Genomic DNA, 13,510 nt, shown 5'->3' with positions numbered 1-13,510 from the left:
GGCTGGTGTTTTTTTATGGGTAGCATTTAAAACTCAAACAGTAGATTAACCGAAATCACGCTGTCTGCTTTGCTTAATCCTTCCGGCACTCGGTTATGGTATTGGCGTGATTGGCGAATTTTTAAGGCAATGTGATCAGTGATGTCGTTGGTTAAACTGATATTGCTATCAAGACTGGTGTTACTTCGCCCTGAAACCATGGTCATTTCTGCCTCAAATCTGAGGTTGTCTAAGGCTTGCCACTCAGCTTTAAGATTGCTACGAAATATCGCTTCCTGAACGAGATCGGGAAAAACGATATCGTCATCATCAATTTCGTCTAGGTTGGGTTTTTGGTAGCGAAAGCCAGGCCCTAACTCCAGCTCTAAAACCATCTCATCGGTATATGCGAATTGATAACCGAGCCCTCCTGATAGGGTATGGTCTTTGAAATAAGCGGTGTAACGCGAGTTGGTGCCGTAAAAGCTGCCGTATAAATACGTCTTCGGTCCGAGTTTATAGTCGCTTTGGAAGGCGAAGGTGGACTGGCGTTTATCTTCTTTGCCGTTTTTATCAAGTTTATAAAACTTCCACTCCCCATAAGTACGGTGACGACCCATGGTATATTCCGATTTTAAGCGTGAATTGAGTGACTCTGACTCGGTATTACCGGAGTGCGCCTGATAGCCAAACTCGACTTGATGTTTCCAAGGAGAGGGAATGCTGATGTCCGTATCCTGATTAGAATTTTCATTGGCTTGCGCTACTGTTGACAGCATCAAGCTAATGCCTAAAAGCCATTTGGTGGACACAACAACCTCTTTGATTAATATTGAGGTGGCATAGTAAAAATTCATTACTGAGTTTGGGTCAACCCTAGGTCAATTCTGGTTAGGCGGCGCACAAACTTTCGTTGCTTTAATTACAAATGACGGATTCTCGTTATAATGACGGACATTCAAACGTTACTTAAAGCGAAGTCATGGCAGATCCACGTACTGATAATCGAAACCGTAAAATTCCCGACGCACAAGTCGATGCAATTAAAGTCCCACCGCATTCATTAGAAGCTGAGCAATCCGTCATTGGTGGCCTGCTTCTCGACAATGAACGTTGGGATACGGTTTCTGAGCACGTGATGACTCAGGACTTCTACAGCCGCCCGCATCGTTTGATTTTTGACGGGGTAAAATCGATTTTGGAGGCGGGTAAACCGCTCGATCTCATCACCTTGTCCGAATATCTTGAGCAGCGTGAGCAGTTGGAAGATGTCGGTGGCTTTGCCTATTTGGCCGATTTGGCCAAAAACACGCCCAGTGCCGCCAACATTAATGCCTATGCGGAGATTGTGGCCGAACGGGCTTTGGTGCGTAACCTGATCGGTGTTGCCAATGAGATTGCCGATGCGGGATACGATCCTCAAGGGCGCAACGCTGAAGATTTGCTGGATCTGGCGGAAAGTAAAGTTTTTGCGATTGCCGAAGCACGTACCAGTGAAAACGAAGGCCCGAAAAACGTGGATAGCATTCTAGAGCGCACGCTAGAGCGGATTGAGCTGCTTTACAAAACGCCACAGGATGGGGTCACTGGGGTGAACACGGGCTTTACCGACCTGAATAAAAAGACGGCTGGTTTGCAAGGCTCTGATCTGATCATCGTCGCAGCGCGTCCTTCGATGGGTAAAACCACTTTTGCGATGAACCTGTGTGAAAACGCGGCGATGGAGCAAGATAAACCTGTGCTGATCTTCTCGCTGGAGATGCCCGCCGAACAGATCATGATGCGTATGCTGGCCTCGTTATCTCGTGTCGACCAAACCAAAATTCGTACCGGTCAACTGGATGATGAAGATTGGGCGCGTATCTCTTCCACCATGGGTATTCTCATGGAGAAGAAGAACATGTACATCGATGATAGCTCAGGCCTAACCCCCACCGAAGTTCGCTCGCGTGCCCGACGCATTGCTCGTGAACACGGAGGCTTGTCGCTCATCATGGTCGACTATTTACAGCTGATGCGTGTACCGGCATTGACCGATAACCGTACACTGGAAATTGCTGAAATTTCTCGCTCACTCAAAGCATTAGCTAAAGAATTGAATGTGCCCGTGGTTGCGCTTTCGCAGTTGAACCGTTCTTTGGAGCAGCGTGCGGATAAGCGTCCAGTCAACTCGGATCTGCGTGAATCAGGTTCGATTGAGCAGGATGCTGACTTGATCATGTTTATCTATCGAGATGAGGTGTATCACCCAGATAGTCCGCTAAAAGGCACGGCGGAAATCATTATTGGTAAGCAACGTAACGGCCCGATTGGTTCGGTGCGTTTGACTTTCCAAGGTCACTATTCTCGTTTCGACAACTATGCTGGACCTGCATTTGACGATGAGTAATTCGATGAACTATATGAAGGCGGCCACCGCCTACATCAATTTAGAGGCGTTGCAGCACAACTTGCAGCGCGTTAAGCAGCAAGCGCCAGAGAGTAAAATCATGGCGGTGGTGAAAGCCAATGGTTATGGACACGGGCTGCGCCATATCGCACGTCACGCCCTCGGGGCGGATGCCTTTGGCGTGGCGCGCATTGAAGAGGCTTTACAGCTGCGCGCCAGTGGCGTAGTGAAACCCATTTTGTTGCTTGAGGGATTTTATTCTCCCGGTGATTTGCCAGTATTGGTTACCAACAACATCCAGACCGTCGTACATTGTGAAGAGCAGTTACAAGCGCTGGAGCAAGCTCAGCTAGAGACTCCAGTCATGGTATGGCTGAAAGTCGACAGTGGGATGCATCGGCTAGGGGTTCGCCCTGAACAATATCAAGATTTCGTGGCTCGTTTGCACCAGTGTGAGAATGTGGCTAAACCCCTGCGTTACATGAGCCATTTCGGCTGTGCCGATGAGTTAGATAAATCGACGACGGTAGAGCAAACGGAACTGTTCTTATCCCTGACGCAAGGCTGTCAGGGTGAGCGTTCGCTGGCCGCTTCTGCCGGATTATTAGCTTGGCCGCAAAGCCAGCTTGAATGGGTAAGGCCGGGAATTATTATGTACGGCGTTTCTCCCTTTGTGGAAAAGAGCGCGGTTCAGTTAGGTTACCAGCCAGTGATGACCTTAAAGTCGCACTTGATCGCTGTCCGCGAAGTGAAAGCGGGGGAGAGTGTCGGTTATGGTGGTACTTGGACCAGCCAGCGAGACACCAAAATTGGTGTGATTGCGATTGGTTATGGTGATGGCTATCCACGCACTGCGCCGAATGGGACGCCAGTGGTTGTCAATGGGCGTCGGGTGCCGATTGCTGGGCGCGTATCTATGGATATGTTGACGGTAGATTTAGGGCCGGATGCTTGCGATCGCGTCGGTGATGAAGCCATGCTGTGGGGTAATGAGCTGCCTGTAGAAGAAGTGGCCGCACATATTGGTACGATAGGGTATGAGTTAGTGACGAAACTCACCTCGCGAGTGGAAATGTCTTATTATGGAGCAGGCGTTTAGCCTGCTTGGTGTTGTCCGTGCATGACCACCGCTTATCGCTGTGGCCATGCATGTCACTCTCTTCTCTTGCACTCTTTGGGCGTTACTCGCCTTGAATGGTCGCGATCACCCTTCTTATTCCGCCGTGATTGCGATGCTCACCCAAATAGATACCTTGCCAAGTACCGAGCGCTAACCTGCCTTGTTGAATGGGAATACTGACGCTACATCCAAGTAGTGAAGACTTGATATGCGCGGGCATATCCACTATACGGATGATGTGTCCATATTATGGACAACTCTAGCCTTTATAGTCCCAGACATTTGATATTCTAACTCGTCCATACCGATACTTAGACGTATGGCCAAAGATTGTCCATACAAATCGTTATTGTGGCACATCATGAGACTTCTCCCTGGATGGTAACCAAGAGACAGCGAGAGCCACCATGATTACGATGTTCACATAGATAAATACCTTGCCAGGTTCCCATGTTAAAGCTTCCATCGGACACAGGAACAGAAACACTACTCCCAAGCAGACTGGCCTTAATATGGCTGGGCAAGTCGTCACTCCCCTCATAAATATGTTTGTAATAGGGTTCACCTTCGGGAACCGCACGGCTAAAGAAGCTTTCAAAGTCATCACGTACGGTAGGATCTGCGTTTTCGTTGATCGTCAAAGACGCCGATGTGTGTTTGATGAAAATATGAGCAAGTCCTACTGATACCTGTGACAACTCAGGTACCTGCCTTACAATTTCATCTGTAATCAGATGAAATCCTCGTTTCTTGGGTGAGATTTTTACTTCTTTTTGAATCCACATAATTCTATTTTCTAATTGGCAGTACATTTGAAAAACGGGCCAACTCTTTCTCCAAGCGGGCCAACCTATCAAGCAACATCAACTCTCGATTCAAAGCCTGATGATAGAGCTCTTTGTAACTTTGCTTCTCTGCTCTGACTTTTCGAAACAAATCTCTAGGTTGGCTAGCTTGTACATCAACCTCTCTGTTCGCTGTGTCAATTGCTGCAATCAACTTCCCGAAGCTGATCCTGGATTTCTTAATTGCCCCACGCTTTCTGCCAGCCTCCAATGCTACGGTGTCCTTGTTAATCGAAGAACCTAGTGGAACTCGGCTCGGGCATCCTGCCTTCAAACGTTCTAGCGCATCCCAGTACTCTTGCATGCTAAACCTCCTTATTCTTCAAAAGGGCAATCCGACGCTGGTAACTTTCGAGGTCTTCTAATTCTGACAACTCAGTTCTAAGTGCAATACTCGAATCATCCTTACTTTTTAACTCATCAACCAAGACCTTTTGACGAGCAATGACTCGCTCCAGTTTACTTGTTTTGATGATTGCTTTATCACAGCTAATACAGGCAGAAACCAGGCGAAGTAGTTTTTTGTCACATGGAGATGTCGTCATACATGCCCCCAGAGGTGTCTCTTTATAGGCAAGCTCACCCTTTTTGAAACGGCTTACCAACTCCTTACGATCGTTGAGCAGCAGGCCTTCGCTTTCTCGTTCGGTAACGTTGCGATCGACAAACCGCCCATAAGTACCAAACAAAGGTTCAGTTCGATCTGCAACAACTGCTAAGTATGCATGAGCATCACTCTCAGGTTTAATTTCCCTCATCAGGTGCGATATATGCTCATCATGATCGAATTCGGAAATACAAGCAGAGGCATTGCAATAATAGAGTGTCATCTCTCTCGATATATGTTTTAACTGACTCTTAAGTGCCGGAATGGATACATTCGCTGACTGAGACACATAAAACGCCAAGGTTCTCCTAAGCTGATGAGTAGTAAAACGCCACACAGAACCTAGTTGAAAAGCCTTCTCTTTGTGCCATGTACGAAACGGATCAATGGCAACTAAATGCTCAAAATCAGAATCCTCTATTGCATATGGCTCTGAGGGAAAAAAATTAAATATCTCCTGATCTTTATTCGCATGCTTTTGAATAATCAAGGGAGCGTTCAAGTCAATATTCGCACCAGTAAACCTCAAGTAGCTCACGCTTATAAATAATGGCGCGTCATCCTGTAAGATGTCGCACTGAGAACAGATTAAAATAGATATCTTCTGTGCAATTTCAAACGCCTTGACAACCTCTTTGCTGGTCACCCAAGCGACTCTTTTCTTTTGTCCAACAAATTTACTTGTGTCCCCAAAAACTTTATAGACATTCCGACCCATCATCTTTTCGATTACTAAGGCGTTGTTTTTGAGGCTAAGGCATTCAGAATGTCTCATCCCTGTGTATATATGAATGTATATGCGACAGGCATGTTGTATTCTGGTTAGGAACTTACTCAACCCAGGAATATTTGAGACGCTATACTTAAATAATAATTCTCCAAGCCCATATATAGATGAAGCTTCATAAAAAAATGGGGCCATTCCTCGCCTTTGAACACCCAACTGGCGTTGCTTAGAATCACAGCGAGCAAACAAAGGGTCGTGTATTATGTTTTTAGTAAATCCTATGAGGTTATCTATACTCGCCAGAATTTCATTAAGGAACATTTCCAGATCAGAAATTAATGAAGACAATAGCCGCGGAGGTATTACAGGGTGCTGAAAATCTACGGGCAGTTCTTTCGACTTTTCTCTGGCCAAAAAACTAGAATATAGACTGGATATTTTGTACCCAGAAATATCGCTCGGAATATGTGCCAAATGACCAACCAAAGAAGAAAAACCAGTCAGAAGTGTTCGCGTTTCAAGTGTGCTGATGAATTCATCAAGGTGTTTTTTCTCGGACAGGAGAGTTGCGATTGATCTTGATTGACTTGAAGCATAACCAATAAGCCGACGTACAGACTTCATATAGTTCATTATTGTGGCTATGCTAATGCCGTAATTTACTGATGATTCAGCACAATAGATCAGAAGAAACGCAAGCCATTTAGCCTCATTCCGATAACTCTTTTGTGCAAATTCGAAGTTAATCCGAGCTGAGCCTGAATCTCCAGCTAAACGATAGAATCTGAAATCCCAAACATCATCACCGTATCGGGATATTGGAATTCCTTGTTTATTTCGAGAAACGACAAACTCATCAGAAGGTACTTGAATTCTCCCATTTATCTCAAAGGCGTCAGGAAATGATGCTTTATTATATTTTACAAAACATTCGAAGTTAGCACGATATATCTTCGCACTCATGAAAACACTCCAATTTCAATCAAAGTGTCCAGTTTCATTTGCCAATATTCAGATAGGATCTCCCTATCAAAAACATTGCGTTCAATATTATCTAATTGACCAATATTACCATTGAAATTTGATTTAATGACATCAAGCACTTGTTCTACACGATTTAAAACAGGTAACACCTTCTCATTAAAGTGTTTTTCTGAATGCGCGAGTATTAAAGACTCTTTAAGCAGGTACTTAAAGCTGATTAATTTATGAACATCTTCGATATCAGGATGAACTTTATAGTTTTTACAAAACAAGCAGCCTTCAAGCGTCCTGCAATCTGGTTCAATGGGTGTATCTCCGATGGCGGCAGGACTACTTCCGATACACTGACCAACAGGTGTGCTTTTCGCCTTGGCATGTATATCTATAATCATGGCCTTGTAAGAATCGAAAAAGCTGCCAATTTGGCTATCATTGCGAGTTTTACTACCTTCCGAATAATGTCTTAGTACCGTAACAGGGCTATTCTGTAAAACAATTGAGGTCGTTGCGACATCTGTATTCCTTATTAACCAATCGCCCTTATACGCCCTCCACATTCTTGTTGTTATTTTTAAATCAAAGCCAAAACATACATTCAAACGTCGATGAAGGTCGCCCGCAATACCCATAGATAGTGGCTCGGCCTGGTTAAATGTAATCTTAAAAAATAGCAAGGGATAAGAATGTATATTGAGTGCATCCAGTATGTACTGTCGAAGTAACAGAAACTTCTTGAAAGTTTGGTAAAAGGTCGAAGATATATGAAAAACGACTTCTCTCTTCCCCGCTCTATATTTAATCCCCTTAAATCCCAGTTTGTCTTTTAGAACCTCATGATCACCCGACCACGGGAGTTGCAACATTTGCCCCAGATTCATGCCAGTGTTTGCAGAAAATAGCATAACAAAAGCCTGAAATGCCATTCGGGAAGCATCTATGCGCCTATTATGAAATCGGGATGAATTGGCGATCTCCATTTTACTGATTGCATTATTATGGGATGCTCGATGACTAGCGATTAGATTAGTCTTTGAAAGTTTCGTTATTTCCTCTACAGTTCGAATACAGCCGCTTATATAGTTATATGCCAAAAAGCGATCTTTCAATGCTGCTTTATTACTAACAGTCGATTTCCCTCCGAAGGGCACAGATACGGGAAAGAACCAGAAGCGATTATTCTCAATGACTATCTCTTTTGGGAACTTCTGAAAATCAACAACAAAGTCGGATAGTTGATTAAATACTTGAAGATAGACAGTCAGAGTGCGAGCCACACTTGTATCTTCTGGTATCTCAGTTTTATTAACTGCTTTCAGAGATCTCCTTATTTTCCTGACATTTCGAAAAAGATCTCCGTAAGGATCACCATAGACATGGCGCCCGACACCCATTGTCAACTGCTGCAAAGTTGCAGCAGTATTAACGTTCATATCACTAGCTCTGACCTTATGAATCAGATATTCCGTAAACAACCTTACGGCCTCTGCAAAATCATCCATAGAATCAAGCCCTCGAATACAACTTGAATCACACCACCGTACAAAGCTATTAAACTGCCCGAAATTTGTTTTAAGCGAGTGTGCAGACCTTCCCATCTTTATATGATGAAGGAAAAACTCGATATACAAAGAGACAAACTCTTTTCTGGCAGACCGATAGCTTTCCATATTCACCAGATTAGACGCGCAAGCTTCGGTTGAAGTGTCTGCCGTCATACGCCGTCTTTTGGTGTAACACCAACTACCAATATCCACCGCATATTTATATCCTGGGATAAAAACCTTCACAGCTGAAGGATCTATCAGCACCACGTTTCCCGTTTCATCCGTGGGCAACTGTTCGATGGTATATGAAACGGTCTTTCGCTTACTCCATGTCATCGGTATTTACCTCGTTCAGCATGGATTCGAGGTAGGCCTCATACTCCGATTGCAAATCAAGCGCGACGCGGTATTTTTCGCGGTAGTTTAAGTAGGCTTCTGTCGCCCGAATACTTGTATGCCCCATCCTGGAGCGAACCAGCATCAGGGCTTTTGTCATATCTGCCTTTACAACCAAGTGGGTTTCGGCCTTCGACATTTGGTTAACAAAACTTTCCAAAAGATTCATTCCAAAGGTTGCTCGCAGATCATGGAAACGGAATTCAAATTCGTACCCATGGCGGTACAGCTCTGACTTTAATTGCTGTCTGATGAATTGAGTGACGGCGTTACCCCTTGGCGGGCTTCGATACAAGAGCGCGAAAGGGTCATTCTCAGCCATGTAGTAAGGCTGACCAGCGCGAGTCAGAAACAAATATTGATCGCCATCTTCTGGATATATATGCTTCGACAACTTCATTCGTTGATGACAACGCTCAGAATTCATATAGATTTGCACTCTGCGATACAGAAATAACGGTACAAGTAACACCATCTGCTTGCCATATTTGGTGCTGACAGGTGTTCCGCCACCGACCTTTATCCTGTGAGACACTGCGCCTTTATACGGCTCATCCAAAAAATTCTGCCGACGAAGCGTGAAAACAGTTTGCAACCGTGCGCCAGTCGCCAAAGCAAGAAAAAACGCCAATGTCATTTCGGTATTACCAATGGCTTTCAGAGCCTGAATTAAGGCCGCTTGCTCATCTTTTGGTAAAGGCCTGAGCTTACCGCCGTCATCAATGTACTCGCTGTAGTCATCATTGCTCTTCACTACCCTGAACGATCGAGTCAGGTCTGTACTTTTTACTGACTTTCTGCGCTGAAAACCTCGCGCATCTCTGAACATCAGTGCGGCCTCATCTTCAAGCCACAACGGATGAGCAAACTTAAAACCTTCAGTTTCCAACCAACGATAGAAATTCTGCAAACTACTCATGCGTCGTTTAGCCGTGCGTGCCTTTAGCTTTCCCTGACGAATTTCATCGTGCAAATAAGTGCAATAGCGATACGTAGGCCTGGCCCTAGGCCGGGCAGATATGGACAGAAAATCGATTTCCTCTTCCAGTAGCCACCGCCTGAAATGCGCCAGATCCCCCGCTATAGATTCGAGAGTTCTGTGCTTTACAGGCACAAATCCGTTAAGTCTGCTTAGTAGATAGCGATTAGCCTCTGCCCAGAGTGAACCGTCCGGGTCAACAATCATCGGGTAGTGGTAAAACACGTCATGTGCCACGTCCTGCGCCGGGTGCCGATAATAGTCACGACTTTTGGCGGTAGCACTGCATACATGGCTACCCACAAGTTCTATAGTTGACGGCTCATAGCATTCCAGCTTGCGAATCACCTCGACTCTGACACGAAAATTTAGCTTCATAGACAATGACGCAACTACCTCGCTCAATAATAATCCCTTGAGCAGTTTATTTGCATCAAAGGCGATGAAACAACTTTAGCTTGACATTTAACCAGGATCAACAGATTATTTCTGCATCATTGACTATGAACAGGTGAAGGCGTGAAGCTGAAACAGATCGCAACCATCAATGCAGGCTATCCATTTAGGGGCAAAATTCCTGAAGTGCCAGGCTCTGCCGTGGTAGCGGTTCAGATGAAGGATGTCTCGCTAACCGAAGGGATTCGCTGGTCAGACTGTTTGGAAACCACGCTCCCCGGCAAGCGCGAACCCGACTACCTCACCACAGGTGATATTTTAGTGGCCGCACGTGGCAGCCATAACTACGCCGTACAGGTGGATCAGTTATTGGCTTCTACAGGCAAGCAGGCCGTTGCTGCGCCACACTTTTTTGTGGTCAGCCTGAAGAAGAAGAAAGACATCCTGCCCGAGTTTATGGTGTGGTTACTTAATCAGGCACCGGCTCAACGTTACTTTGAGCAAAATGCCGAAGGCACCCTAACAAAAAGTATTCGCCGCAGTGTGCTGGAAGATGCCCCAGTCGTTGTTCCGCCCCTTGCCAAGCAGCGAGCAATTATTGCGATGGCCAACACTTTGGGTGAAGAGCAGAGGCTGATACAAAGGCTAGTAAACAACGGTGAGCGCATGATGGGCGCAATCGCCAACGACTTATACCAGGCGCATGGCCACTAAACAGCCTGCACAACTAATTTAAGATTTGAACCGGGCCTGTCATTGATTGGCCCCACATAAAAGGAAGTAATGGATGAACGATACAGCCATGAGCGGTAACGATAAAATTAACCAAGACAGCATCAACAAAGCGCTGTGGAACGCCTGCGATACCTTCCGTGGCACCATCAGCGCCGATACTTACAAAGACTTCATCCTCACCATGCTGTTCCTCAAGTACATCTCCGATGTATGGCAAGATCACTACGATGGCTATAAGGCCGAGTACGGCGACGAGCCGGAACTCATCGAAGAGATGATGAAAAACGAGCGCTTTGTACTGCCCAAAGCAGCCAGCTTTTATGCCCTTTACGAACGCCGTCATGAACCCGGTAATGGTGAGCGCATTGACCAAGCACTGCACGCCATTGAAGAAGCCAACGGCACCAAGCTGAAAGACGCAGGTAAAAGTGTTTTCCAAGACATCAGCTTCAACACCGACAAACTGGGTGAAGAAAAGCAAAAAAACACCATTCTGCGTCACCTGCTGGAAGACTTTGCCAAACCCGAGCTGAACCTAAAACCCAGCCGTGTCGGCACCCTGGATGTGATCGGTAACGCCTACGAATACTTAATCAAAAACTTCGCCGCCAGTGGTGGCCAAAAAGCCGGTGAATTTTATACCCCGCCAGAAGTCAGTGACCTGATCGCTGAACTGTTAGACCCGCAACCGGGCGACAGCATCTGCGACCCTGCCTGTGGTTCTGGCTCGCTACTAATGAAGTGTGGCCGCAAAGTGGTAGCAAACCACGGCAGCAAGCAATACGCCTTGTATGGGCAAGAGGCCATCGGATCTACCTGGTCGCTGGCCAAAATGAACATGTTCCTGCATGGGGAAGATAACCACAAAATTGAATGGGGCGATACCATTCGTAACCCCAAGCTGCTCGATAAAAACGGCGACCTGATGCTGTTCGATATTGTGACCGCCAACCCACCTTTCAGCTTGGATAAATGGGGCCACGACGAAGCCGAACACGACAAGTTCAGCCGCTTCCGTCGGGGTGTACCGCCGAAAACCAAAGGTGACTACGCCTTTATCCTGCACATGATCGAAACACTCAAACCAAAAACAGGCCGAATGGGCGTTGTAGTGCCACATGGCGTGTTATTCCGTGGCTCGTCTGAGGGCAAGATTCGACAGCAACTGATCGACGAAAACCTGCTCGATGCCGTGATCGGCCTGCCAGAAAAGCTGTTCTACGGCACCGGCATTCCAGCGGCAATCCTGCTATTTAAGAAAAATAAGAGTGACGATAACGTCATGTTTATTGACGCCAGCCGCGACTTCAAAGCCGGTAAAAATCAGAACCTGCTGACGGAAGAGAATATCGCCAAAATCGTCGCTACCTATCACGCTGGAAACGATGTCGATAAATACGCCTATGTTGCCAGCCTCGAAGAGATCAAAGAGAACGACTACAACCTCAACATCCCGCGCTATGTCGATACCTTTGAAGAAGAGGAAGAAATCGATCTGATGGCGGTGCGAGCCGAGCGCGAGCAGTTGAAAGCGCAACTGACTGAGCTGGAAATCGAGATGGCAAAGTATCTTGAGGAGTTGGGTTATGGTGCCTAATGGATGGAATACAAAGCCGTTAGCGGATATTGTAAAAGAAAAAATCTCATATGGGATTGTCCAAGCTGGTCCCCATGTGCCAGATGGCATACCTTACATCAAAAGTTCTGACGTCAGAGGAACTATTAACCCTGACGCGCTGCAAAGAACTAGCCAGGAAATACACTTCAAATATAGACGCTCATCTGTTCACCCAGGTGATATTGTATTTTCTCTACGCGGAAACATCGGAGAATCAGCGATTGTTCCTGCCAGTTTGCCCGAAGCTAACTTAACTCAGGGAACAGCGCGGATTTCCGTTTCAGTCGAACACTCTAATCTATTTCACTATTATCAACTCGCTTCTGAGAAGATTTTGAATCGTGTTAACGCCTTGAGCAAAGGAAGTACATTCAAAGAGATCTCATTAGAAGAACTTAGGAAGGTAAAGGTTCTTTGTGCCCCACTTCCCGAACAAAAGAAAATCGCCCAAATCCTTTCCACTTGGGATAAGGCCATCACCACCACTGAACAATTGCTCGCCAACAGCCAACAGCAGAAAAAAGCCCTAATGCAACAACTGCTCACTGGCCAAAAGCGCCTGCTTGATAACAATGGGGTTAGGTTTAGTGGGGAGTGGAAATTCCAAAGCATTAGTCAAATTTCCAAAAGAATCCAGCGTAAATCCGATGGTGAAGATCATCCTATTCTCACTATTTCATCTTTATCTGGGTTTGTTAGACAGGATGAACGCTACAGCAGATATATGGCAGGCGAGAGTGTTAAAAACTACATTCTTTTGAAAAAAGGTGAATTTGCATACAACAAAGGAAACTCAAAAACTTACGAGTTTGGCTGCATTTTTGATCTTGATAGTTATAAATCGGGGTTGGTACCCCACGTGTACGTATGTTTCAAACTTCATCAAGGGCTTAGCCACCGCTATTTCAAGTACCTTTTTGAAGCTGACTACCTTAAACCTCAACTTGGTGCCTTGGTAAATACGGGAGTCAGAAACAACGGACTTCTGAATATTAAACCTGCTGAGTTTATGAATACCAAAGTTCCAGTACCGTGTTTCGATGAGCAGGAGCAAATTGCCGATGTTCTTCATGCATCAAGCGAAACTATCAATAAGCTACAACTGAAGCTTGACGCACTAAAGCAAGAGAAAAAAGCCCTGATGCAGCAGTTGTTGACGGGTAAACGAAGAGTTTTGGTGAGCTAAGGGGA

General features: G+C 45.7%; 11 protein-coding genes and 1 pseudogene. 5 read left to right on the top strand and 7 right to left on the bottom strand.

Translation table 11 applies throughout. From position 1 onward, the window contains the following. Positions 1–26 precede the first annotated feature (26 nt). Entirely contained in the window at positions 27–791 is a 765-nt protein-coding gene (locus tag F0316_RS12135) for a DUF481 domain-containing protein (protein ID WP_000105221.1), read from the bottom strand. 170 nt (positions 792–961) lie between these two features. On the opposite strand from F0316_RS12135, the gene F0316_RS12130 reads away from it, so the two are divergent. Both F0316_RS12130 and alr read left to right on the top strand, forming a co-directional pair. Next, positions 962–2,368: a replicative DNA helicase gene (locus tag F0316_RS12130; RefSeq protein ID WP_000774910.1), complete on the top strand. Its 1,407-nt coding sequence runs from the start codon at positions 962–964 to the stop codon at positions 2,366–2,368. A gap of 13 nt (positions 2,369–2,381) precedes the next feature. Beyond that, complete coding sequence (gene alr, locus F0316_RS12125) at positions 2,382–3,467, top strand: alanine racemase (protein WP_001913997.1); 1,086 nt, start codon at positions 2,382–2,384, stop codon at positions 3,465–3,467. Between the two features lie 82 nt (positions 3,468–3,549). Here alr and F0316_RS12120 read toward each other — a convergent pair. The 6 genes and pseudogenes from F0316_RS12120 to F0316_RS12095 form a co-directional block, all read right to left on the bottom strand. Continuing rightward, positions 3,550–3,711, bottom strand: a pseudogene (locus tag F0316_RS12120) (secondary thiamine-phosphate synthase enzyme YjbQ); the annotation flags it as partial. Between the two features lie 136 nt (positions 3,712–3,847). Next, positions 3,848–4,273: a secondary thiamine-phosphate synthase enzyme YjbQ gene (locus F0316_RS12115; protein ID WP_032475781.1), complete on the bottom strand. Its 426-nt coding sequence runs from the start codon at positions 4,271–4,273 to the stop codon at positions 3,848–3,850. A 4-nt stretch (positions 4,274–4,277) separates the two neighbouring features. Then, positions 4,278–4,637: a hypothetical protein gene (locus F0316_RS12110; RefSeq protein WP_001158934.1), complete on the bottom strand. Its 360-nt coding sequence runs from the start codon at positions 4,635–4,637 to the stop codon at positions 4,278–4,280. Between the two features lies 1 nt (position 4,638). Further along, complete coding sequence (locus F0316_RS12105) at positions 4,639–6,630, bottom strand: site-specific integrase (RefSeq protein ID WP_113600049.1); 1,992 nt, start codon at positions 6,628–6,630, stop codon at positions 4,639–4,641. Then, complete coding sequence (locus F0316_RS12100) at positions 6,627–8,531, bottom strand: hypothetical protein (RefSeq protein ID WP_032475776.1); 1,905 nt, start codon at positions 8,529–8,531, stop codon at positions 6,627–6,629. Before F0316_RS12100 ends, F0316_RS12105 begins: the two co-directional genes overlap by 4 nt. Then, positions 8,518–9,918 carry a tyrosine-type recombinase/integrase gene (locus F0316_RS12095; RefSeq protein WP_172626025.1) on the bottom strand — a complete coding sequence of 467 codons (1,401 nt, stop codon included), beginning with the start codon at positions 9,916–9,918 and terminating at the stop codon, positions 8,518–8,520. Before F0316_RS12095 ends, F0316_RS12100 begins: the two co-directional genes overlap by 14 nt. Before the next feature lie 171 nt (positions 9,919–10,089). On the opposite strand from F0316_RS12095, the gene F0316_RS12090 reads away from it, so the two are divergent. The 3 genes from F0316_RS12090 to F0316_RS12080 all read left to right on the top strand — a co-directional run bounded on the left by F0316_RS12090 (position 10,090) and on the right by F0316_RS12080 (position 13,505). After that, positions 10,090–10,680, top strand: coding sequence for a restriction endonuclease subunit S (locus F0316_RS12090; protein ID WP_149560510.1), 591 nt, complete (start codon positions 10,090–10,092; stop codon positions 10,678–10,680). 73 nt (positions 10,681–10,753) lie between these two features. Then, positions 10,754–12,298, top strand: a complete 1,545-nt coding sequence (locus F0316_RS12085) for a type I restriction-modification system subunit M (RefSeq protein WP_149560509.1) — start codon at positions 10,754–10,756, stop codon at positions 12,296–12,298. Beyond that, positions 12,288–13,505, top strand: coding sequence for a restriction endonuclease subunit S (locus F0316_RS12080; protein WP_149560508.1), 1,218 nt, complete (start codon positions 12,288–12,290; stop codon positions 13,503–13,505). The genes F0316_RS12085 and F0316_RS12080 overlap by 11 nt, the downstream gene beginning before the upstream one ends. The last annotated feature ends 5 nt before the right edge of the window (positions 13,506–13,510 follow it).

The organism is Vibrio cholerae (assembly GCF_008369605.1).
Classification (GTDB): domain Bacteria; phylum Pseudomonadota; class Gammaproteobacteria; order Enterobacterales; family Vibrionaceae; genus Vibrio; species Vibrio cholerae.
The sequence above is the reverse complement of the archived record's forward strand: the minus strand, read 5'-3'. Positions and strand labels throughout refer to the sequence as shown.

Coding starts and splice junctions, on each gene's coding strand:
- F0316_RS12100 (WP_032475776.1), bottom strand. CDS start 8,531: ATGACATGGAGTAAGCGAAAGACCGTTTCATATACCATCGAACAGTTG.
- F0316_RS12085 (WP_149560509.1), top strand. CDS start 10,754: ATGAACGATACAGCCATGAGCGGTAACGATAAAATTAACCAAGACAGC.
- F0316_RS12105 (WP_113600049.1), bottom strand. CDS start 6,630: ATGAGTGCGAAGATATATCGTGCTAACTTCGAATGTTTTGTAAAATAT.
- F0316_RS12115 (WP_032475781.1), bottom strand. CDS start 4,273: ATGTGGATTCAAAAAGAAGTAAAAATCTCACCCAAGAAACGAGGATTT.
- F0316_RS12130 (WP_000774910.1), top strand. CDS start 962: ATGGCAGATCCACGTACTGATAATCGAAACCGTAAAATTCCCGACGCA.
- F0316_RS12110 (WP_001158934.1), bottom strand. CDS start 4,637: ATGCAAGAGTACTGGGATGCGCTAGAACGTTTGAAGGCAGGATGCCCG.
- F0316_RS12080 (WP_149560508.1), top strand. CDS start 12,288: ATGGTGCCTAATGGATGGAATACAAAGCCGTTAGCGGATATTGTAAAA.
- alr (WP_001913997.1), top strand. CDS start 2,382: ATGAAGGCGGCCACCGCCTACATCAATTTAGAGGCGTTGCAGCACAAC.